16 protein-coding genes are annotated in these 21897 nt (G+C 43.7%); 5 read left to right on the forward strand and 11 right to left on the reverse strand.

Annotated elements, in window-relative coordinates:
- Positions 1-555, reverse strand: a complete 555-nt coding sequence (locus tag M1L62_RS25075) for an RNA polymerase sigma factor (protein WP_254562395.1) — start codon at positions 553-555, stop codon at positions 1-3.
- A gap of 250 nt (positions 556-805) precedes the next feature.
- Between M1L62_RS25075 and guaB the strand changes: the two genes are divergently transcribed.
- Positions 806-2278, forward strand: coding sequence for an IMP dehydrogenase (gene guaB, locus M1L62_RS25080; protein ID WP_254562396.1), 1473 nt, complete (start codon positions 806-808; stop codon positions 2276-2278).
- A 107-nt stretch (positions 2279-2385) separates the two neighbouring features.
- Here guaB and M1L62_RS25085 read toward each other — a convergent pair whose 3' ends face one another.
- Complete coding sequence (locus tag M1L62_RS25085; protein ID WP_254562397.1) at positions 2386-3042, reverse strand: DedA family protein; 657 nt, start codon at positions 3040-3042, stop codon at positions 2386-2388.
- Between the two features lie 57 nt (positions 3043-3099).
- Complete coding sequence (locus tag M1L62_RS25090; RefSeq protein WP_254562398.1) at positions 3100-3894, reverse strand: phosphosulfolactate synthase; 795 nt, start codon at positions 3892-3894, stop codon at positions 3100-3102.
- Positions 3895-4066: 172 nt separating this feature from the next.
- Between M1L62_RS25090 and M1L62_RS25095 the strand changes: the two genes are divergently transcribed.
- The gene (locus tag M1L62_RS25095) at positions 4067-4537 is read left to right on the forward strand and encodes a PaaI family thioesterase (RefSeq protein ID WP_254562399.1); all 471 of its coding nucleotides are present in this window, start codon (positions 4067-4069) and stop codon (positions 4535-4537) included.
- On the opposite strand, the gene M1L62_RS25100 is transcribed toward M1L62_RS25095, so the two are convergent.
- Complete coding sequence (locus M1L62_RS25100) at positions 4538-6385, reverse strand: ABC transporter ATP-binding protein (RefSeq protein ID WP_310590001.1); 1848 nt, start codon at positions 6383-6385, stop codon at positions 4538-4540.
- A gap of 144 nt (positions 6386-6529) precedes the next feature.
- On the opposite strand from M1L62_RS25100, the gene mazG reads away from it, so the two are divergent.
- The 3 genes from mazG (at position 6530) to M1L62_RS25115 (ending at position 8668) form a co-directional block, all read left to right on the forward strand.
- Entirely contained in the window at positions 6530-7363 is an 834-nt protein-coding gene (gene mazG / locus M1L62_RS25105) for a nucleoside triphosphate pyrophosphohydrolase (protein ID WP_254562491.1), read from the forward strand.
- A gap of 102 nt (positions 7364-7465) precedes the next feature.
- Complete coding sequence (locus M1L62_RS25110) at positions 7466-7996, forward strand: hypothetical protein (RefSeq protein ID WP_254562401.1); 531 nt, start codon at positions 7466-7468, stop codon at positions 7994-7996.
- A 9-nt stretch (positions 7997-8005) separates the two neighbouring features.
- Positions 8006-8668, forward strand: a complete 663-nt coding sequence (locus M1L62_RS25115; RefSeq protein WP_254562402.1) for a thiamine diphosphokinase — start codon at positions 8006-8008, stop codon at positions 8666-8668.
- On the opposite strand, the gene M1L62_RS25120 is transcribed toward M1L62_RS25115, so the two are convergent.
- From M1L62_RS25120 to M1L62_RS29640, 7 genes are all read right to left on the reverse strand, one after another.
- Entirely contained in the window at positions 8665-10296 is a 1632-nt protein-coding gene (locus tag M1L62_RS25120; protein WP_254562403.1) for a M1 family metallopeptidase, read from the reverse strand. The two genes, M1L62_RS25115 and M1L62_RS25120, sit on opposite strands and share 4 nt — an antisense overlap.
- 43 nt (positions 10297-10339) lie before the next feature.
- The gene (locus M1L62_RS25125; protein ID WP_254562404.1) at positions 10340-11323 is read right to left on the reverse strand and encodes a Kelch repeat-containing protein; all 984 of its coding nucleotides are present in this window, start codon (positions 11321-11323) and stop codon (positions 10340-10342) included.
- A gap of 140 nt (positions 11324-11463) precedes the next feature.
- Positions 11464-12840 (reverse strand): glucoamylase family protein, encoded by a 1377-nt coding sequence (locus M1L62_RS25130; RefSeq protein ID WP_254562405.1) that lies wholly within the window; start codon positions 12838-12840, stop codon positions 11464-11466.
- A gap of 44 nt (positions 12841-12884) precedes the next feature.
- The gene (locus M1L62_RS25135; protein ID WP_310590002.1) at positions 12885-14234 is read right to left on the reverse strand and encodes a glucoamylase family protein; all 1350 of its coding nucleotides are present in this window, start codon (positions 14232-14234) and stop codon (positions 12885-12887) included.
- A gap of 134 nt (positions 14235-14368) precedes the next feature.
- Positions 14369-15862: a RagB/SusD family nutrient uptake outer membrane protein gene (locus tag M1L62_RS25140; RefSeq protein ID WP_254562406.1), complete on the reverse strand. Its 1494-nt coding sequence runs from the start codon at positions 15860-15862 to the stop codon at positions 14369-14371.
- A 13-nt stretch (positions 15863-15875) separates the two neighbouring features.
- A complete protein-coding gene (locus tag M1L62_RS25145) occupies positions 15876-18911 on the reverse strand; it encodes a SusC/RagA family TonB-linked outer membrane protein (RefSeq protein ID WP_254562407.1) in 3036 nt (1011 codons plus the stop codon).
- A 168-nt stretch (positions 18912-19079) separates the two neighbouring features.
- Entirely contained in the window at positions 19080-21836 is a 2757-nt protein-coding gene (locus tag M1L62_RS29640) for a two-component regulator propeller domain-containing protein (RefSeq protein WP_254562408.1), read from the reverse strand.
- Between the last annotated feature and the right edge of the window lie 61 nt (positions 21837-21897).

Consider the following 21897-nt stretch of genomic DNA (forward strand, 5'->3'; position numbering starts at 1 on the left):
TTAGTTTGGTGTGTGATAGATCCAAAGGTGGTCTTTCAATATTTTAAGCGACCTGGTAATATGATATTCGACAGCCTTTTCGGATAAATTCAGCTCTTTGGCGATATCCTTCACCGACTGATTCTCAAACCGGCTCAGCTGAAAAATTTTGCTCGTTTTCTCAGGAAGTTTTTTCAGAGCGGCATCCAGAGCCTGGGATAAATCTGTAAACTCAACATCATTATCGGTGATGGAAGCTTCCTGCATTTTTTGGAGGAGAATGTGTTCCTTGTACTTCCGCCAGGTAATTTTCGACTTGATGAAATTGGTTATCAGGTGTTTCATCGAAAGTACCAGATAGGAGCTGAGATGCCGGATATTACTCTGATCTCTCCGGTTCCAGAGGCTTTCAAATAAATCATGTACCAGCTCCTCGGCTTCTTCCCTCGTGCCGATCTGATGATAGGCGATACAAAAAAGTTTGTACCAGTAACGGTCGTAGATTTCCCCGAAAGCACGTTTATTGCTTTCATTGAGTTGAATAACCAGCTGTTCATCGGTTAATAACTTGATCATGGGGTTTCCGCTATGTGGATACAAATGTATAGTCAAACAAAGAATAAAAATCCCTAAACCTGTTTATGATTATTTTAATTATTTTTTTGTAACTGTCTCTCTAATTAATAAATTTAAAAAAGTGCGTAAAACTAAATTGTTGAAAATCGATACTTTGGGGAAATAATATTGGGTTGGGGAGGGATTTTGTTTGTCAGACTCCAAATTTCTTATTAGTTTTACCTGGCAAATAACAAATCGATTATTTGCTATGAGCACAAATCCCACCAAAGTCCTCTTCGAGGCGCTTACTTACGACGACGTTCTTTTAATGCCCGCCTATTCGGAAGTACTTCCGCGAGACACCAAAACTATTACCCAGCTTACGAGAAAAATTTCTCTGAACATACCGTTTATTTCTGCCGCGATGGATACCGTTACCGAGTATGAACTGGCTATTGCCATGGCTCAGGAAGGCGGGATCGGTATTATCCATAAAAACATGAGTCTCGAGGCGCAGGCTGAGCAGGTGCGCAAAGTAAAACGTTCGGAAAGCGGGATGATCCTCGACCCGATTACGCTGACCGAAGGCGCCACGCTGGGAGACGCGTATCAGATTATGGGCGAATTTAAAATTGGTGGTATTCCGGTTATTGATGCATCCCGAAAGCTGATCGGGATACTGACCAACAGGGATCTTCGTTTTCAGCGGGAAATGTCGAAACCTGTTACGGAAATCATGACCAGAGAGCGGTTGATTACTGCTTTGGAAGGAATTACACTGGAAGAGTCGGAAGCGATTCTGGAAGAATATAAAATTGAAAAACTCCCGATCGTCAACAAAGATTATCAGCTGACAGGGCTGATTACCTACCGCGACATTCTGAAAAGAAAATCCCACCCTAATGCGTGTAAGGATGAATACGGCCGGTTACGCGTTGGGGCGGCAGTCGGCGTCACGGCTGATCTGCACAAACGCGTGGAAGCGCTGGTAAAAGCGGGTGTGGATGTCGTGAGCCTGGATACGGCACATGGGCATCATGTCAATGTGATTGAATCTGTAAGGAAACTGAAAGCTGCATTCCCCAATTTACAGGTTATAGCCGGTAATGTGGCAACGGGCGATGCTGCAAAAGCCCTGGCTGATGCCGGTGCGGATGCCGTAAAAGTAGGCGTAGGACCTGGCAGTATTTGTACCACAAGGATCATTGCAGGTATCGGTGTTCCTCAGTTAACCGCAGTTATTTCAGCTGCCGAGGCTTTGGAAGGGACCGGTGTCCCGGTTATTGCGGACGGCGGAATTCGTTTTTCGGGGGATGTTACCAAAGCCATTGCCGGCGGGGCAAGTACGGTGATGATCGGTTCAATGCTTGCCGGCACCGATGAAGCACCGGGAGAAATCGTGATTTATGAAGGTCGTAAATTTAAACTTTACCGGGGAATGGGTTCTGTGGAGGCCATGGAAGAAGGCTCGAAAGACCGTTATTTTCAGGATGCGGAAGATGATATCAAAAAGCTGGTTCCGGAAGGAATTGTAGGACGTGTTCCTTTTAAAGGAAAAGTTTCCGAAATCATTTACCAGATGGTCGGTGGACTGAAAGCCGGGATGGGTTATTGCGGAGCTCCTGATATAACTGCATTACATCAGGCCCAGTTTGTAAAAATAACGACAGCGGGCTCCAAAGAAAGCCACCCGCATGATATCATGATTCAGAAGGAAGCACCGAATTATTCTTCGAAATAATTTTCTGATTTTAACCAGATAGTGAAACAAAAAATGCCCTGTTGATGAAACAGGGCATTTTTTGTTATATTAATGATCACTGAAAATTTTTGGCGATAAGCCAGAACTTATGCTACGTTCGTTTTTGCCATTTTGCTTTTAAGAAACTGATAGATCATTGGCAACACGGAGAACCCGATGATTCCAAAAATAACCAGCTCGAAGTTTTTCTTAACCACTTCCATATTTCCGAAGAAATAACCCAGAAGCGTTAAAGAAGGAACCCAAAGAAGAGCACCCAGGACACAATAGCCAATGTATTTCGAATAATTCATACTGCCCGCACCTGCAACAAAAGGAGCGACGGTACGAACGATAGGAATAAAACGCGCCATAATCACCGTGCTTCCACCATGTTTTTCGTAGAAAGCTTCGGTTTTTTCAAGGTATTCTCTTTTCAGGAATAATATTCTTTCCCGTTTTTTAATCTCGCCACCGAATTTTTTACCCATAAAATAATTGAGATTGTCGCCCAAAAGTGCTGCAACAATTAAAATTATAATAATAAGGAAAACGTTTAGTCCCGTTCCTTCATTGGCAGCGATTGCGCCAGCCGCAAAAAGAAGTGAGTCACCAGGCAGCAGTGGCATAATAACCAGGCCGGTTTCTGTGAAAACAATCAGAAACAGAATTACATAGGTGAGCGTACCATATTCCTGTACGATATCAAACAAATGCTTATCCAGGTGAAGGAAAAAGTCAATAAACTGCGTTAAAAATTCCATTGCTTTTTTTAAGTTTAACTTATTAGTTATAAATATGAAAGGTGAGTTTTAAAACAGTTATTTGGAATCAACTTTCCATTCTTTTTTTGTTTTGGCATTCAGGAAATGAGTGAAAGTATCTCCACGAAGGCCAAGACGAATGGTTTCCAGTGGAATAAGTTCGCTTGGTGCAATATTGCCCAGGTTGACATTGGCTCCCAAAAGTTTTACAAACCAAACCTGCTGCGACTTCTGCGGTGCTTCCCAAAGCATTTTTTCAAATGGGATCTGGGTTAAAATTTCTTCAACCAAACCCTGACGAACCTCGCCGCTCGCTCTGAAAAGACCCACATTTCCGGATTCTCTCGCTTCTCCGATCACTTTCCAGGCACCTGCTTCCAATTCCGACTGAATAAGCTGGATCCATTTGTAAGGCGGAATGATTTTATTCTCATCCTTTGAACCAACTTCAGATAGAACGGTAACCTGCTGCGCCAAAGTGCGAATATATCCACATTTTACATCCTGATGCATTTCTATTGATCCATCGGACACTTCCGCGTATTTCAGGTCGTATTTATCAAGTAGTTTGCGGTAGTCGTCAAACTGATTTCTTACAACAAAGGCTTCGAACAAGGTTCCTCCGAAGTATACTGGAATCCCGGCATTTTTATATACGGCCAGTTTTTCATTCAGGTTGGAGGTTACATAAGATGTGGCCCAGCCCAGCTTTACGATATCTATAAATGTGGAGGCACTGGAAAGCATATCTTCGGTTTCCCTGATACTGAGCCCTTTATCCATAACCATCGTAATTCCCTTTTCACGAGGCTTTTCAGAACGGGAAGGAACTTGTGATAACGTAAAATTCATATTTGGATACTCTTTTAAGTCTTCGAAAAACTCGGGCAAAGGTAGCAATTACCTTTGATACGTAGCAATAAAATCCATAGTATTGACGCAAAGGAATACCTAAATCTATGATAATTACTATTTTTCAAATGTATACCTGTGTATATTTACTTTCTTTAATCGATTTTTGAAAATGACTGAACCCGATAAATCCATCACAGATAAGGCAACGACACGACTGGAATATATGCAGGCCTTTATTGGCAAGTCGATGCAGGAAAGTTTTTCGCCGGTCGGCAGATGGCTGAACGGAAAGCTGCTGGATATTCAGGATGGAAGTATGCAGGTGGAATACGTGGTACGTGAGGATATGTCCAATCCAATGCGCGTGCTTCACGGTGGTATTGCGGCCACGATCCTTGATGATGTTGTGGGTACAATGGTTTTTGCCTTGGGACGTGAGTTTGCCTACACCTCTGTTAACCTGAATTGCGATTTTTTAAATGCTGCGAAAACGGGCGAGGTTGTCACGGCAAATGCCAAAGTAATCCGCGCGGGCAAGAATATAATTCACGTGGAAGGAGTGATTACAAATGCCGAGGGACTGATTATCGCCAAATGCAGCAGTAATCTTTTACAGACCAATCTGAAAATTCCGTTCTGATCAAAGATAACCCTGGGCCTGCAATTGAAAAAGTTCGGCATATTTCCCATCCAGACCGAGCAACTCTTTATGAGATCCGAATTCGATTAGCCTTCCTTTTTCCAGGAATAAAATGCGGTCAGCCATCCTCACCGTAGAAAAACGATGTGAAATGAGCACCGCCATTTTGCCATGAATCAATTCACTGAAGCGTTGAAAAACCTTGTGTTCAGCTCTTGCGTCAAGGGCTGAGGTAGGTTCGTCCAAAACAATAAGCTGAGCATCCCGCATGTAGGCGCGTGCCAGCGCTATTTTTTGCCATTGTCCGCCGGAAAGCTCTGTACCTTCCTTGAATCTTTTACCTAAAACCTGATCAAAACCGTGTGGTAACTGCGCAATAACCTCGCTGGCCATGCTCATATCAGAGGCAACAGAGATCGCTGCTTTGTCATCAATATTTTCAATATCTCCGACGGCAATATTGTCTGAAACTGTCATTTCGTAACGGATGTAATCCTGGAAGATAATCCCGATATTGGCCCTCAGATCCGCCAGCTGATAGTCCAGAATATCAATTCCGTCGATCAGGATTCGGCCTTCCGTCGGTTTGTACAAGCAGGCCAGCAGTTTGACCAAGGTTGTTTTTCCTGCTCCGTTTTCACCAACCAGTGCCAGTTTTTCGCCGGGATTCAGGTTAAACGAAAGATCTTTAATAGCCCAGAAATCGCTGTCGGGATATTTGAAGCTGACATTTTCAAAAGTTATGCCTTTTTTAATGGGGCGGGGTATGGATTTTCCATGCTCATTGGCCAGTATAGTCGGTTCAATCTCAAAAAAATCAAACAGGTCCTTAAGGTAGAGCGCATTCTCGGCAATCCCTGAAAAACGGCTCATTATACCCTGCAACATCCCATGCATGCGTTGGAAGGCTCCTGAAAGGAAAGTCATGGTTCCGATGGTGATCAGGCCGGCCAGTGTTTGCATCAGTACAAATAAATAAGCGGCGTAATAGGCCAAAGTACCGATTGCGGATAACAAATATCCCCAGCCCGCCCGGCTTATGGCGATTTTTCGGTTTGCCAGAAAATATTCCTCCGAAAGTTCTTTAAAACGTTTGGAAAGATAATTTTCAAGCCCGAATACCTTCACTTCTTTCGCTGTTTCTGCACTTGAACCGAGGTAACGCAGATAATCGAGCTCACGCCTTTCGGGTGTCCAGCTACGGGTCAATGAGTACGTTTTTTCATTAAAATGGGTTTCGCCAAGAAAAGAAGGGATAACGGCGATGATCAATATCAGGATAAGCCATGGATTGAAAACAATCAAACCCGCTCCAAGGGAAAGCAGCGTCACGATATCCTGCATTTGTGCCAGTGTCTGTGAAAGCAGGACAGTACGGCCGGAAGTCTGGCGACGGGCACGTTCCAGTTTGTCATAAAAAACCGGATTCTCAAATTGATACAGATCCAGTTTTGCTGCATGATGTACCAGGTCCACAGAAGTTTTGTTGGCTACCAGATCACCCAGAAGGCTATCAAAAAGATTAATACAGCGATTTAAAAGATCGGAGACGATGGTTAATGCAAGTTCAGCACCAACCAGCATCCATAAATACCGGTGCGAATCGGCACGGTGATCGGCAAGTCGGACTACTTCGTCAATAATTTCTTTACCAATGTAAAGCATTATCAGAGGAAGCCCGGATTTTATGAGCCGGAAAAGAACATTTCCAACGGTTAATAGTTTATTGGTTTCCCAGACGAGGCGAAAAAAACGGGGAAGGTTTTGCAAAGCGGAAAATCGCTTTTTGAAAGATTCTGACTTATCGGGAGATGACTTAAAGGAATTGGTTGCCGGCTTTTTTTTCAATAGATCGAATATGAATGATGACTTATTGTAAATCATTTTGTTATGAAAAAAGTTCGTTTTGAAAAAGTGCTGACTCACTTGACACTTTGTTGCGGTTCTTTGCCGACAGCGAAGTTTTCAAAACCGAAACATTACCTTTGTAACATGGAAAAACACTTCAATGAATTACCCGAAAGCCGCCAGCAGCAACTGATGGCATTTGACCGTTTGCTGACCATCATGGATGAGCTTCGTGAGCAGTGCCCCTGGGACCGGAAACAGACGATGGACAGCCTGAGACATCTAACCATAGAAGAAACATATGAGCTGTCGGACGCAATTCTTGAAAATGATTTGCCTGAAATAAAGAAGGAGCTCGGAGACGTTCTTTTACATATCGTGTTTTATGCAAAAATAGCGTCCGAAAATAACCCTGATCTTGCACCAGGATTTGATATAAAGGATGTGTTGCATGGCATCTGTGACAAACTGATTTCCCGTCATCCGCATATTTATGGAGACACCAAAGCTGATACGGAGGAGGAGGTAAAGCAAAATTGGGAGAAACTTAAATTGAAGGAAGGGAATAAGTCGGTATTGTCAGGAGTTCCGTCTTCGTTGCCGGCATTGGTAAAAGCGATGCGTATCCAGGAAAAAGCCAGAGGTGCAGGCTTTGACTGGGATGAGAAGCAGCAGGTTTGGGAAAAGGTTGAGGAAGAATTGCAGGAATTTAAAGAAAATTTCAACATTGAATCACAGGAAGTCATTGATCAAAATGAGGCGGAAGCTGAATTTGGCGATTTACTTTTTTCACTGGTGAATTATTCGAGATTCGTCGATATCAATCCGGAAACAGCTCTGGAAAGGACCAACAAGAAATTCATCCGTCGTTTCCAATACATGGAAGAAGCTTCCAAAGCCGACGGGAAATCGTTAACAGAAATGACGCTTACAGAGATGGATGAGTACTGGAATCAGGCGAAGGTGTTGAAGGTTTAGATTAAATTATTCATAATTTGATTAAGGTTTGTGTAGCAGAAATATGTTGCTGATATTGGATATAATTTGCGAAATGTATCAGTCAACACACTATGAACGGACATGAATTTACTTAAACGAGTGGAGCAATTGGAGAATATTTCTGTGGATCAGGGGAGGCAAATTGAGATCATTGCCGGTGGTTTGGCCAAGCTGACTACGGTGGTACACAAAGGTTTTGCTGATATCAAGAAACAGCAGACAGAAATAAGGAAGGACATAGCCGGCTTGCAGCGGGATATGTCTGGTGTGAAAACCGATATAAGTTCACTGAAACTTGATGTCAGCGGCCTTAAGTTGGATGTTAGTGTTTTGAAAATTGACGTTAGCGAGCTGAAAACCGATGTCAGTGTTTTGAAAATTGACGTTAGCGAGCTGAAAACTGATGTTAGTGTTTTGAAGGCTGATGTCAGCGAACTGAAAATTGATGTCAGTGTTTTGAAAGCCGACGTTAACGGTCTAAAAACGGATGTTGCGGAAATAAAACAAGACTTAAATAATTTGCGAGGAGAAGTAAATGAACGTTTCGACAAAATGGAACGTAAATTTGACGACAGATTCGATCTGCTCGTTTCTCTCATTAAAGCGAAATAAGAATAATTAATGTCTTCACATCATATCATTAGAGAAAAACAGGAGCCAGCACTGATCATTGCCAATGGCGAGGCGTGCAGCGAAGAGTTATTGGGGCAACTGCTGGAATGGAGTCCTTTGGTGCTTGTTTTGGATCATGCCATTTACAGGGTTCTCGAACTGGGGATTAAGGTGGATGTGTGGTTGGGAGATTTTGATCAAAATCACGACTTTGAAGAAATCAGTGCCCGTCAGCATCCTTTGAAGATTGTGCATACGCCGGACCAGGAAAAAACAGATCTCGAAAAGGCGATCGATTATCTGGTTGAAGAAGGTTTTCCGGCCGCCAATATTGTCTGGGCTACGGGGCGCCGTGCCGACCATTCCATTACCAATATTACCAATCTGGTCCGTTATAAGGAAACAATCCGTTTGGTGTTGTTTGATGACTATTCGAAAATTTTTCCGCTGTCGGGCGTTTTTGAAAAATGGTATGTGAAGGGAACACCCGTTTCGCTTATTCCTGTTGGTGTGGTTGAAGGGATTATTACTTCCGGTTTGAAATATAACCTTTACGATGAAACACTGACGCTAGGCCACCGGACGGGTAACAGCAATGAGGCGGAAACCGATGGTATGGTTCGAATTTCCGCCCGAAATGGAGATTTGTTAATTATGGAATGCTGGGATTAAACACCTTTGGATTCCACATAGAAGTTGCGGTCTACCACCAGCGTTTTTTCTCCCTTGGTCTTCAAAGTTTTCCATTCAGAAGTGGGAGAGATAAACTGATCTTTTCCTTCACCCAGTTTTATTTTAACAGGCATATCAAATCCGTTTACGACGTTGGTCCAGCGGTACTCCACCGTGTTGCCTTTAAATGAATATTCCAGAACCGGAATACGGGTGTCTCTTAAATACTGGTCAAAAACTTTGCTGATGTCACGTCCCGCATTTTTGCTGACATAACCCTCAATCTGAGCAGTTTCAACGGTTTGATGATAAAATGTTTTGTTGAGCCCTCTCAATATCTGGCGCCATTTTTCATCATCATTTACAACCTGACGGATCGTATGAAGCATATTGCCGCCCTTGTAATACATATCTCTCGATCCTTCCCGGTTTACATGGTAAGGGCCGATGATGGGTTTATCGTTCGCGATAAGAGCACGGGTCCCAATCACATAATCAGATCCGGCCTCTTTGCCAAAATAATATTCCGTGTAAAGGTTCTCTGAATAGTTGGTGAAACTTTCATGAATCCACATATCGGCAACGTCCTTGTACGTAATATTGTTGGCAAACCATTCGTGACCGCTTTCGTGGATGATGATAAAATCCCATTTTAATCCCCAGCCTGTTTTGGATAAGTCGCGGCCGAGATAACCCATTTTATAACCGTTTCCATATGTGACGGAGCTCTGGTGTTCCATGCCCAGGTAAGGTACTTCAACCAACTTGTATCCGTCTTCGTAAAAAGGGTATGGTCCAAACCAGTGTTCAAAAGCTTTGAGCATTTTGTTTGCCTGCTGAAATTGTACTTTCGCTTTTTCAAGATTTTCAGGATACACGTAAAAGCTCACCGGCAAATCACCTTTTTCACCCTTGTAAATTTCCTTCCAGCTTACATAATTTGCTACGTTCATATTCACGCCGTAATTATTGATCGGATTGACAACGGCCCAATTGAAAGTATGCGTATCATCGCTGTTCTCAACAATGCTTCGTAGTTTTCCATTGGATACATCCGTCATCTTTTTAGGCACTGTGACACTGACCATCATGCTGTCCGGTTCATCATACATATGATCTTTGCAGGGCCACCACACGCTTGATCCAAGACCCTGGCATGAAGTGGAAATGATGGTGTTTCCATTGCCATCAGGAACCCATTGCACGCCACCATCCCAGGGCGGGCGGCGGGCGAGGCGGGGACGTCCCGAGTAAAATACCTCGATCGATTCCAGTTTACCTTTCTCTTGTTTCTTGCTTAAATCAATAAAGAACGCATTTCCATCTCTTTTGAAAGCAAGTGTTTGTCCGTCCTGAGTTACCTTTTCAATTTTTAAAGGCTCCTGTAAGTCGACTTGCAGGGTTTGGTAAGGTTGCAAAACCTTGTAATTAATAACGGTGCTACCGGTAATGGTACTGTCCTGTGCATTGGGGCGCACTTTCAAATGGTAATAAGTAAGATCCCACCATACACGCTCCGGGGTAACCGATCCGCGAAGTGTATCGGCGTGGGTAAAAACAGTTTGTTCCTGGGCAACGGAAAGAAAAGGACTTATGAATAGACAAAAAGAAAAAAGGTTCTTTAACATTTACTGAACAGGTTAGGATAATTTATAGTCTGATTGTAGTTGATTATTCTTCCAGAACTTCCATGGTATTTAATTCGGGACCACCGCCACGGTTGGCTGAACCGGCTGCGATGTACACTTTTTTGTTCATCGAAACAGCTTGTGTACCATGCCGGCCCTGATGCATGGAAGGGTATTTTTCCCATTTTTGCGTTTGGGTATTGAAAGCCTCTACTTCGTTGTGTGCTTCTACGTGTGCATCACTTTCCCCGCCGATGACCAGAAGTTTTTTACCCAGGGCAATCGTTGTATTTCCGGCGCGTTTTGTAGGAATGTTGTTGGAGGCGTCAAGCGTGGTCCATTTACCCATTTTAAAATCGTAAACGTCCACTTCGGCAATAGTCGTATTAAGAACCTGGTTAATTCTGGCAGTCGACAACCGGCCGCCAGCTACATAAAGTTTGTTATTCACAACGGCGACTTGTACATGATCACGCGGGCGAGGTGCTTCTGCAAGCTGCTGCCAGGTATTGGTTGCCGGATTGTATTCATCAAACCAGGTTACCTGTCCGTCCCAATGCCCATCCTGGATACCGCAGACCAGGTATATTTTGTCATTTAATACAAAAGCGCCGGCTGCCCCGCGTCTCCGGTTTTCAGGTATTTCCGGCCCTTTGCGCCATTCGTTTTTAACAGGGTTGAAGATATAAATATTGGGAATCGGGGTTTCATGGGGATAACTGCCTGTAAAGGCGCCCAAAACGTAAATTTCATTTTTAAAAGACACGGCCTGAAAATGACTCATTTCCATAGGTGCTTTGCTAAGCGTAACCCAGGTGTCTTTTTTCGGATCATACTCATCGACAGATTTTAACCCACGACCGCCCAACAGGTACAGTTTTCCATTGGCATGGGACATCGCATTTTCGTGCCTTTTGTCGGGAAGGTTTTCGGGTTCTATGGCACGCCAGATTTGGGCTGTGGCGCTAACGGTCATTGCATTAATGACCAGAAGAAGTGCTCCGATTTTGTAGAATGCGTTCATCATAAATTGTCCAGGTATAAGTTCCTTCCGGGATTTTTTAAGATCCCGGAAGGCTGAGAAATACCATTAAGGTACAATTTATTTTATAAATTCGAAAGATCAGTATCGGCTTCTGATTCTTGCGAATATTGGGTAATGAATGATCAATTTTTGCTGATTGCTTTCAAAGCGGGGCTTTCGAAATTCAGCTTTTTTAAGCCGTTCTGTACGTCCGGATTACTCATAAATAATTTCCACAACAGACCCGTTCTGTAATTTTCAATCATGACAATGATCGGCCCCTGGTCAATCGCCAGATGGGATTTTGCATACCAGTTCTGAGATTCGTTGAAGGAATCAGTAAAGCCGTATTCGCTCCATATTTTATCACCCAGATCGTTGTAAAAATGCTTTAATGCTTTCATCGACTGTTCCGGTGTGTATGGGAAAGACGACAATGCTGCGGTTGGTGTGATCGTTCCAAAATCATTGGTTGGGGAAAAAGCGTTGTAACCATTGTAGGTATCGCTGGCTGTGAGTCCCCAGCTGTTTTCGCCATAACCTTTAAATTGACCTGGATTCGCCACGCAGTGTTTGTAGTTGATCATGGTGTGATTCACGTTTTGCTCCCAGTAGTTGGCGTACTGATCTTTGAGGTTTCGTGGATCCAGGCCGAGGAATGAGTAATGGGCAAAGAATAACGGTCCGCCAAAATCAAATCCCAAAGGAAGTTTAACGCCATAAAACTCTTTGCCGTTTCTGAAATGGTCGCTTTGTGCCCAGCATTTGTTGTAAACCTGCGCATTGATCGGATAACGTGGGGATGACGCCGCCAGGATGTATGTGATCAATGTTTCATTATACCCTCGTAATTCAAAGTTCATAGCCCAACCGTTGTTCGGGCTCCAGTGCCAGAAGAGCTGATCAGGATTTCCCCGCGTGTACCAATCCCATTCTGCTTCGTCCCAGATCCAGGTTATTCTGTTTCTAAGGTCGCGTTCGGTATCATTATCTCCATTGAAGTATTGTTTTGCAGTGAGTAATCCCTGAAATAGAAATGAAGATTCTACCAAATCGCCGCCGTCGTCCTTACGACCGAACGGGATAATTTTTCCGGTGCCTCCGTTAAGCCAGTGCGGGAATATACCGTGATAATGATCCGCTTTGGAAAGAAATTTCACCATCTTCAATAACCTGGCAGAGACAGAATCCCGGGGTACCCAACCGCGTTCGGCGGCCACGACCATGGCCATGATACCAAAGCCGGTTCCGCCGGTCGTCACTACCTCGTCGCCATAGTCAAATGCAACGTTACTCCTTTCGCGCGCCATGCCGCTCACAGGGTGGCCAAAATCCCAGAAATAACGAAATGTTTGCTTCTGCACGAGTTCAAGCAGCGCGGTATCGGATAAGTTTTTAGGCCTGTTGGCAGGATTGAAAGCAGGGGTAGGGCCTGCTGCTTTTTTCTTTTGGGCTAAACTTTCTGTCGTTGAAAATAGCAGGCAGAATAATACTGCTATGTTTAAAAGTATATATTTCATGATTGGTTAATTAATTTCTTTTTCAATAATTTTTCGTTGAGAAACTATATGCCGGAACTCTGAAAGTCCAGATTTTTTAGTCCGGTTTGGATTTCCGGACAACTCATAAATAAATTCCATAAGAGTTGGCTGCGATGGTTCTCAATCATGATGATGATCGGCCCCTGATCAATGGCCAGATAGGAATTGGCAAACCACGGCTGTTTCAGAGAGAACGCATCGTAAAAACCATATTCTCCCCAGATTTTATTGCCCAGTTTATAATAGAAAAACTTTAAAGCTTTCATCGACTCTACTGGCTTGTAGGGAAAGCTGGACAAGGCAGCCGTTGGCGCAATAACTCCCTGGTCATTGGTTGGTGAACTTGCTGCGTATCCATCCGGAATGTCACTGGCCGTCAGGCCCCAGCATTGATCACTATATCCATAATATTTCAAAGGATTGGTTTTACAGTAATTGTAGTTAATCAAAGCATGGCTCCGATTTTGATTGAAATAATTGGCGTATTTATCAATCAGCAGTTTTGGGTTGAGACCAAGGAAAGAATATTGGGAGAAAAACAGTGGTCCACCGTACGCATCTCCCAACGGAAGGGTGATACCATAATAATCTTTGCCGTTGACAAAGGAGCCATTTCTCGTCCAGCTATTGTCATAAACAATTTTTGGTATGGGATGTGTTGGTGAAGAAGCGGCAAGCGCATAAGTGATCAGACATTCGTTCCAGCCTTTGATGGGCAGATTCATGTCCCAGTTATAGGTTGGGCTCCAATGCCAGTACAGCACATTTTCGTTGTTTTTTCTGAACCAGTCCCACTCAACACCCTGCCAGATTGTGTTGATGTCATTTCTCAATGCTGTCTCGGCGGCATCTGTTCCGCTAAAATATTGTCGGGCGGTAAGCAAGCCCTGAATCAGATACGAAGTTTCGACCAGATCAGCCCCATCGTCTTTTGTGTTGAACGGGACAACGGCTCCAGTGCTTCCATTGATCCAGTGCGGGAATGCACCGTGGAATTTTTGCGTATTGGCTTTCAGGAATCCCGTGATTTTCTGAATCCTTTGCAATCCCTCTGCTCTTGTGATGAACCCTCGTTCAATTGCCACAGGAATGGTCATGATCCCAAACCCGCTGCCACCGGAAGTAACGACATCGCCGGAAGTATTTCTTTCCCGGGCCAACCCGCTGACCGGGTGAGCGAAGTCCCAGAAGTATTTAAAAGTTTGTTTTTGGACTAACGTGAGCAGCGCTTCGTCCGTAATGACCGGAAATTTGTCTGTTGAGTCTACCACGAAAGTGGAAGGCTTGATAACGTCGGGTGCGCTGACCTTTCCGCTATTACAGCCAACGGCTACAAAAGTCAGGAGTAGCAACAATAAAGAACAGTTTTTCACGGCAAGGCTGGTATTGGGAGTAAATCTCCGGATTTGGGCAAAAAAGAACCCGCAGAAGTGATTTCGGGAATATCAGAACATCTGATTTCTTTTATCACTGCCACGGGTCTTTTCAAATTTATAGTTAGGTTAATTTAATACCCTGTATTTTGGGTCAAGACACCACCACTCAGGTCGATTTCTGTTTGGGGTACGGGCCACACTTCGTTTTTATTTGCTTTCCATCCTTTTGGACCAAAAACTTCCGTTCCTCTTCCCTGGCGGATGACGTCGAAATAACGGTCATATTCCATTGCCAACTCAGACTGACGCTCTTTCCAGATCGCTTTTTGCAAAGTCGCTTTTTCTGTTGCCGTTACTTTTGGTAAAATCGTGGTACTTGCACCTCTGGCCCTTGCGCGGACCAATTCAAGAGATGCCAGGGCTTCTGCACTTTTTCCAAGTTCATTGGCAGCTTCGGCGTTCATCAGCAATACATCAGCATAGCGGATTACACGTATATTTTGCTGCGCTCCCTCATTAAATCCTGAAACAAACAGGCTGAAAGGAACGTATGATTTTTGGTTGTACATCGGGTTATCTCCTGTCGTAGGGATCACATCGCCTTCCGGTGTAGTTTCACCACGGAAAATAATGGTTGCGTCTCTTCTTGGGTCGCCGGTTTCATAACTTGCTGCCAGTTCTTTGGTTGGGACGTTAAAGCCCCAGCCTCCGCCAACAACACCTCTGGTTCCCTGAACCTGAGAATACTGTGAATTGGAAGCATCCTTGTTTTCAAGAACCAGTTCGTTTTGTATCTCAAAGACAGATTCCGAAGAATTTTCATTTTTGATTCTAAACAATTGATAGTAGTCAGCGAAAAGCGAATATTTTCCTGAATTGATCACCTGCGTTGTCAGGTCATATACCTGCTGCCATTTTTGCTGATACATCGATACTTTTGCATGCAAGGAAAGCGCTGCACCCTTGGTGGCACGGCCAAGATCTGATGCTCCGTAAGAAACGGGTAAAACCGCTGCGGCTTCCGTCAGATCCTTTTCAATGACAGCATAAATTTCAGCTTTTGCGGTACGTGGAATATTATATTCAGCAGTTCCGGCAGGCACTTTCAGACGTAATGGAACATCTCCGAAAGCGCGTACCAATCTGAAATAAGAATAAGCACGTACAAACTTTGCTTCTGCCAGATAACGGTCTTTTAATGCCGCAGTCATTTCAATCGCCGGAACATTATCCAGTACCTGATTGGCATAATTGATATTTTCATATTGTCCCTGCCAAAATCCTCCTAAGAGGCCGTCGGTTGAACCCACAGAAAAGTTATCATATGTATTAAAGAAAGTAGCATCTGATGCGGAACTTCCTTTTTCTGTTTCATCAGAGCCCACACTTTCGATCGCGATAGGAGCGAATGCCGTGTTGTTCCAGCTGCGAAGATTGGCATACATGGCATTAACCGCTTTTGTTGCATCTCCCTCATTTTGCCAGAAAACGTCGCCGGATTGCTTTCCTTGCGGATCGGTATCCAGAAAGCTATCCTGACAGGCTGATGGAAGCAGCAGCATTGAAGCCAGGCCGGCATAAAGCCCGAATCTTCCTAATTTCGTTTTCAAATTTATATTTTTCATAGTCTTATTCGTCTTAGAAAGTAACATTGATACCAAAGTTGTAGGTAGCTGATAACGGATACACGTTAGCATCAATACCTGCCTGAGTTGGCTTGTTCTCATTCGCTCTCACTTCCGGTGAAAGTCCTTTGTACTTGAAGAAATTAAGTGCATTCTGCGCGTTGGCATAGATTCTCAATTTTTTCAATTTCAGACGATCTGTAACTGCTGCCGGGAACGTATATCCCAGTTGCGCATTTCTCACACGGAAGTAACTTCCGCTTTGCACAAAGAACGAATTGGCAAGATAGTTGGAACCACCACCGATATTGGCTGACGGATAAGTATTGGAAGTTCCTTCGCCATGCCATCTGTTATCGAAATAATCCTTGGTGAAATTTTCATTTCCATAACGCCATCCCATGTTTGCATTGTAAATGTCAACTTTTGCAACGCCCTGGAAGTCGAGCATCAAATCAAACCATTTGTAATTCCAGCTCGTGTTGATACCGTAAGTATATTTTGGGTTAGGATTTCCAATTACCTGGCGATCCAATCCTGTGATGTTGCCATCAGGAGTACCATTGCTTCCACTGATATCGCGGTATTTAAAATCACCCGGCTTAGCTGTTTTCTGTGCCGATCCGTCGATTTCTGCCTGGTTTTGGAAAATGCCGTCAACGATGTATCCGTAGAATGAACCAATCGGATCTCCAACTCTTGTTCTTGTTGCAAGCGCACCACCTGTAAGTCCAACGCCTCCATCATAAATCGGGTTGGCACCGGTAGACACAGACAATACTTTGTTATTGTTAACGCTTCCGTTGACGCCAATGCTGTAAGAAAGATTTTCGCCGATATCATCTTTCCAGCTGATAGCTGCTTCAAAACCTTTATTCTGGAAATCGGCCTGGTTGCCGATGATTTTTCCGGAAGCTGTTCCAATTGAAGCCAGGATAGGAAGATCGAAAATCGCACGTTCTGTTTTCTTTGTGTAATAATCCAGTTCAACAGTAAGACGATTTTTCATTAAAGATGCTTCCAAACCGATATCCGTTCCTACACCACGTTCCCAGACAGTAACCGGCGGGATGATCGAGTTAATACTCGCACCTGTGTTAACCGTTCCGCCATAAATAGCAGCCAGATTTCCTCCGGTCGCAACTGTCAGGGTAGATAAGTTTGAAGGAACCGAAGCATTACCGATTTTACCCCAGCTTGCACGAAGTTTAAGGTTATCAAATATCTTTTGATCTTTCATGAAACTTTCATTGCTGATCACCCAGCCGGCTCCTACCGATGGGAAATAGCCCCATGCATTACCTCCCTGATAAAACTTGGATGATCCATCCGCTCTCAAAGATGCATTGATCAGGTAACGATCGGAAAACGAGTAGTTGACACGTCCGAAGTAAGATGAATACGTAGCAAGATCTCCTTCATCCGTTACGTTTCTTCCATCCACATTACCCAATGTAAGATATAAATCACCTTCGCTCGAATAAGGAACATCGCGGGCTGAGGCAGTTAGTTTGTACGACTGATCATGCTGTGCAGACTGGCCAAGAAGAGCCGTGAAGTTATGTTTACCGATCTCTTTGGTATACGTCAGTGTATTTTCAAAGATCCAGTAACGTGCCTGTGGACGCGTGAAAGTTAAAAGGCTGTTTGTGTTACGTTGTGCAACCGTAGCTGCGTACACCGGTACATAAGCCCGTGTTTCATCTTGTGAATAACGGCCGCCAAGACTGGTTTTGAAAGTGAAATCTTTCAGGAAAGACAATTCTGCGTAGGCATTCGCAGTCAGAAGCGTCTTTTTTGTGTTTTGATTGTAAACATCAACAGTAACCTGAGGGTTGAAATTGGCACCATCTCCAAGATTCAGTTTGGATGGATCGCCATAGGTCCCGTCAGCATTGTACACGGAAAGTGCAGGAGATGCAGCATACAATTGTCTGAAAATACCACCTGCTTCGTCCTGAGATTTGCTGAATGCACCGGTTGCTGTATAACCCACGCGAAGGTTTTTAGCTACCTGGAAATCATTTTGAAAACGGGCTGTGTAACGTTTAAAATTATTTTTTTCAACAATACCATCCTGTTTCAGATATCCCAGCGAGAAGTTGTAAGTAGATTTTTCGCCGCCGCCGCTCACAGAAATCTGGTGATTGGTGATAAACGCATCGCGTAGAATCTGCTTGTACCAGTCTGTACCTTCGCCATATTGGGTCGGATCCAAAATCTGCTTGCCGCCGTTGATATTGCTCAACTCATTAATAATCGTTGCATACTCGTTTGCATTGGCCATTTTGACCTGGTTGGTCACTTTTTGAACACCAACATAACCATTGTAATCAACAATTGCTTTGCCAGATTTTCCTTTTTTTGTTGTGATCAAAACCACGCCATTCGCTGCACGTACCCCATAAATGGATTGGCTGGATGCATCTTTCAGAATGTTCATGCTTTCAATATCAGCCGAGTTAAGAAAACTGATATCGTCAAACCACACACCGTCTACAACATAAAGAGGGTTTGGGCTGCCGTATGCCGTACCGACACCGCGGATACGGATTTGAGGTGCTTCGCCTGGTTTTCCGGAATTGTTTACCTGAACACCAGCTACTTTTCCCTGAAGACCGCTGACCGGGTTTATAGAAGATTGCTTGGCAATTTCCGCTCCCTTGATCGCCACCACAGATCCTGTCACATCTACTTTTCTTTGTGAGCCGTAACCAACGACAACTACTTCGTTTAGTGAGCGGGCGTCTTCCTGAAGTGCTACATTAATAACCGAATTTGAGCCAACTGTGATTTCCTGTGAAGTCATTCCAATCATTGAAATAACCAGAATTGAGCTCGAAGAAGGAACCTTGATATTAAAACTGCCGTCGGTATCAGTAGGAACTCCTGTTGTTGTTCCTTTTAGTAATACACTGGCTCCCGGAAGCGCTGAGCCGTCTGATGCTGAAGTGACCTTACCTGTTATGTTAATTTCCTGTGCGAACGCAAGTGTTGTGCTGCACGCCAGAAAGATCAACAAGTACAGTGATCGTACATATCCATTCATTGGTGATTAATTAGGTGTATTGAACTTTTAGAAGATTAAATTGTCTTCAAAACTAAGTACTAATCATACCTATTGTCAAAAATACCACTACATCACCACTACATCAATGAGAATAATGCAACAAAATATAGTATTTTATTGCATTAAAATTGGTTTTGTCTTATCCTTTCATATGTCCATCATATACTCGGTCAGGTTAAGATCGGCATCTAAATCCAGTTTTTTTCTGAGACGGTAACGCTTGATTTCAATTCCGCGGACAGAAATTCCCAGTACAGGAGCCATTTCCTTGCTGGAAAGATTCATGCGGAGACATGCCGCAAGTCGCAGTTCAGAGGGGGAGATTGCAGGACAAATTCTTTTCAGTCTTTTGAAAAATTCGTCATGTACTTCGTTGAAATTTTCTTCAAACAGCACCCAGTCATCCTTGCCTGCAACATTTCTTTCGATACTGTTCAGTAATTTCTGATAATGGATATTGGGGAGTTGTTGCCCGAGTTCCTGTTTCACCTGTTGCAGCTCATCACGGATCTCCTGAAGGATCTCGTTTTTGCGAACGACGTTGATAGCAACATTGCTCAGTTGCTGGCTTTTGTTTTTGATTTCGTTCTGAAGGTTTTCATTGGTGATTTCGATAATCCTTCTTTCATTGATCAGTTTTTGCTGCCGCAGTTTTTCTTCCTGTTCTTTTATCAATTTCTGGCGGTGACTCACGAGTCTTTTTTCCTGAAAAATGATAATGCCCGTTAAAGCCGCTGCCGCAAGCAAAACAAAGAGTAAACGGGCCCAGACGGTTTCGTACCAGTAAGGTTTCACAACAAAATGATATGCAGTAATCTGATTATTCAGGCTGCTCTTGATTTCAAAAATATACTTATCGGACGCGAGGTTGGTATAATCAACATAACTCTCCTCGGTCCATTCCGACCATTGTTCAGAAAGTCCTCGCAAACGATATTTATATTGTATATCCTGCCCGAAAATCGGCAGCGCGTACATGATTCTGATAGAACGGACATCGGCTGGTAACGCGGTGTTGTTGTTCGTGCCAAACATCTCCGACAAATTTCTCAGATTAATTACCTTCCGGATTGCCGGTTTCAAAGTAGCTGTGATCGGTTTCTCTCCGAATGTCCGGTCGTACAAGGCATAGCCGTTATCAAGACAAAAGAAATAATATCTTTTTGACAAAGGGATTACGGTTTCACTGTTTCGGATCAATGCAAGTTCCAATGGGCGCGGCTCGTTTTTGTGATAAAAAACGACCTGATTAAGATAGATTTTAAACCAATCGCTGTCACTGCCGGTCCGGATTTTAAACACGTTATCATCCAGGATGCCGAGATTTTTATAAGGCAGCAGTTTGTTGTTGCCGTCGGGCTGAAAAAAGTTGTTACCCGACCGCACCAATACGCTTTGTTTCCAGGGAGTAATTTCAACGGCATATTCACTGGGAATATCCTGCGGTGAGCGGTACTCTTTCCAGGAAAGTGCCGAGTCCAGCCCGGGCGTTAAAACAATATGATACAAACCTCTGTACGCATGAGCAATCCATAAAGAACCATCTTTTGTTCTGACGATCTGTTTGGCCGGAATTGGCGGAATACCTTTTACAGCAGCATTGTAAGTCCAGATTCCCTTCGGATCTCTTTTATAAATGTGCAGGCCAGTGTAGGAACCCTGTAACAGGAGTGTATCCTGGCCGGTTGCGATAGGCAGAAATACCCAGCCCCCGTTAATCGAAGATATTTTTTTTATCCCATTCTCTTCAATCCGGAAAGTAGCGTCGTTATGGCCGGCCAGCAATTGGTTGTTAAGTACTTTGAGGTTCCAGGTCTGTCCCTCCAATCCGCGGATCGGGCGGAAAGGCTCGGATGACAGCCATTTTTTTACAAACACACCATTGTTAGAGCCAATGTATAACTTGTCTTTCCAGATCGCTGCTGCATAGGTTGACCCCAGCGGATTGTCATTGGTTTGGTAGGAGATAATCGGTGAAGATAGCTTAATAAGGTCGATGCCCTGATCAAGCCCAAGCCATAAGTGTTTGCGATTATCCTCAAAGAGGGACAATATGGTATTGTTTTGCAGACCGTTTTCCTTTTTGATCTGATATTTTAAATTCCCGTTCTTGTCAACGACATACAATCCTTTTGAAATCGTGCCAAAAGCGAAGCTGCTGTCTGCACTTAAAACAACTGCTTTGTTGATGATATTCTGTTTAAGATCATCGGCAATTGCTATTTTCCACTCCGAGAATTTTCCGTTGTCCCAGATAAATAACCCGTGTTTGGAAGTTGTGATTAAAACACGATTGCCTGAAAATGGAAGGATACTTGTAACAACAGACGAGGCAAAAAAATCGCTTCCGGCCAGTTTGACAAACGTATTGCCTACCAACTCATATAACCCTTTGTTAAGAAACTGGATGAAAAGCCGGTTCCTGACATTTCGCATGAACATGAAGTTGTCCTTCGATAGCAGTTCGGTTATTTTTTTGCCGTCGTAGCGGTAGATGCGGGAAAAAGACTGGAAATAAATATTGTTTCCGGCTTTTAAAATGTGCCAGATTTCTTCGGTTTGTAAACTTTTAAAATTGGCTCCTTTACTTAATGAATGATAGACGAGCTGGCTCATTTCGTTCTTTTTCCAGTACCCGAATTCGGAGTATCCGCCAACGTAAATACGACCGTCGCCGTCAGGCGCCGTATCGCTTAAAACTGTCCTGACTATCTGCCGGTTGGGGAAAGGATATAACTTCCATACGGCACCATCGTATTCAAGAAGTCCGTCAGAATTGGCGGTGTAAATGACGTTGTCTTTGCTCTGGTCGATGGCCCAGTTCTGGTTGTGCGCTTTGTAAAGGGTATTCGGAAAATTGACAAGAGGAGGTGTCTCCTGTGCAGCCGCAGAAGAAAAAAACACAAATAAAAACAGTATAATGCCGTTTAAAATGTGCTTATGTTTGGCGCAACGGTTGTAAAAA

The sequence above is a fragment of the Dyadobacter diqingensis genome (assembly GCF_024220585.1).
Lineage (GTDB): Bacteria > Bacteroidota > Bacteroidia > Cytophagales > Spirosomataceae > Dyadobacter > Dyadobacter diqingensis.

Bases quoted from the DNA above. Each gene is read 5' to 3' on its own strand.
- M1L62_RS25075 (WP_254562395.1), bottom strand. From the start codon at position 555: ATGATCAAGTTATTAACCGATGAACAGCTGGTTATTCAACTCAATGAA.
- guaB (WP_254562396.1), top strand. From the start codon at position 806: ATGAGCACAAATCCCACCAAAGTCCTCTTCGAGGCGCTTACTTACGAC.
- M1L62_RS25085 (WP_254562397.1), bottom strand. From the start codon at position 3,042: ATGGAATTTTTAACGCAGTTTATTGACTTTTTCCTTCACCTGGATAAG.
- M1L62_RS25090 (WP_254562398.1), bottom strand. From the start codon at position 3,894: ATGAATTTTACGTTATCACAAGTTCCTTCCCGTTCTGAAAAGCCTCGT.
- M1L62_RS25095 (WP_254562399.1), top strand. From the start codon at position 4,067: ATGACTGAACCCGATAAATCCATCACAGATAAGGCAACGACACGACTG.
- mazG (WP_254562491.1), top strand. From the start codon at position 6,530: ATGGAAAAACACTTCAATGAATTACCCGAAAGCCGCCAGCAGCAACTG.
- M1L62_RS25110 (WP_254562401.1), top strand. From the start codon at position 7,466: ATGAATTTACTTAAACGAGTGGAGCAATTGGAGAATATTTCTGTGGAT.
- M1L62_RS25115 (WP_254562402.1), top strand. From the start codon at position 8,006: ATGTCTTCACATCATATCATTAGAGAAAAACAGGAGCCAGCACTGATC.
- M1L62_RS25120 (WP_254562403.1), bottom strand. From the start codon at position 10,296: ATGTTAAAGAACCTTTTTTCTTTTTGTCTATTCATAAGTCCTTTTCTT.
- M1L62_RS25125 (WP_254562404.1), bottom strand. From the start codon at position 11,323: ATGATGAACGCATTCTACAAAATCGGAGCACTTCTTCTGGTCATTAAT.
- M1L62_RS25130 (WP_254562405.1), bottom strand. From the start codon at position 12,840: ATGAAATATATACTTTTAAACATAGCAGTATTATTCTGCCTGCTATTT.
- M1L62_RS25140 (WP_254562406.1), bottom strand. From the start codon at position 15,862: ATGAAAAATATAAATTTGAAAACGAAATTAGGAAGATTCGGGCTTTAT.
- M1L62_RS25145 (WP_254562407.1), bottom strand. From the start codon at position 18,911: ATGAATGGATATGTACGATCACTGTACTTGTTGATCTTTCTGGCGTGC.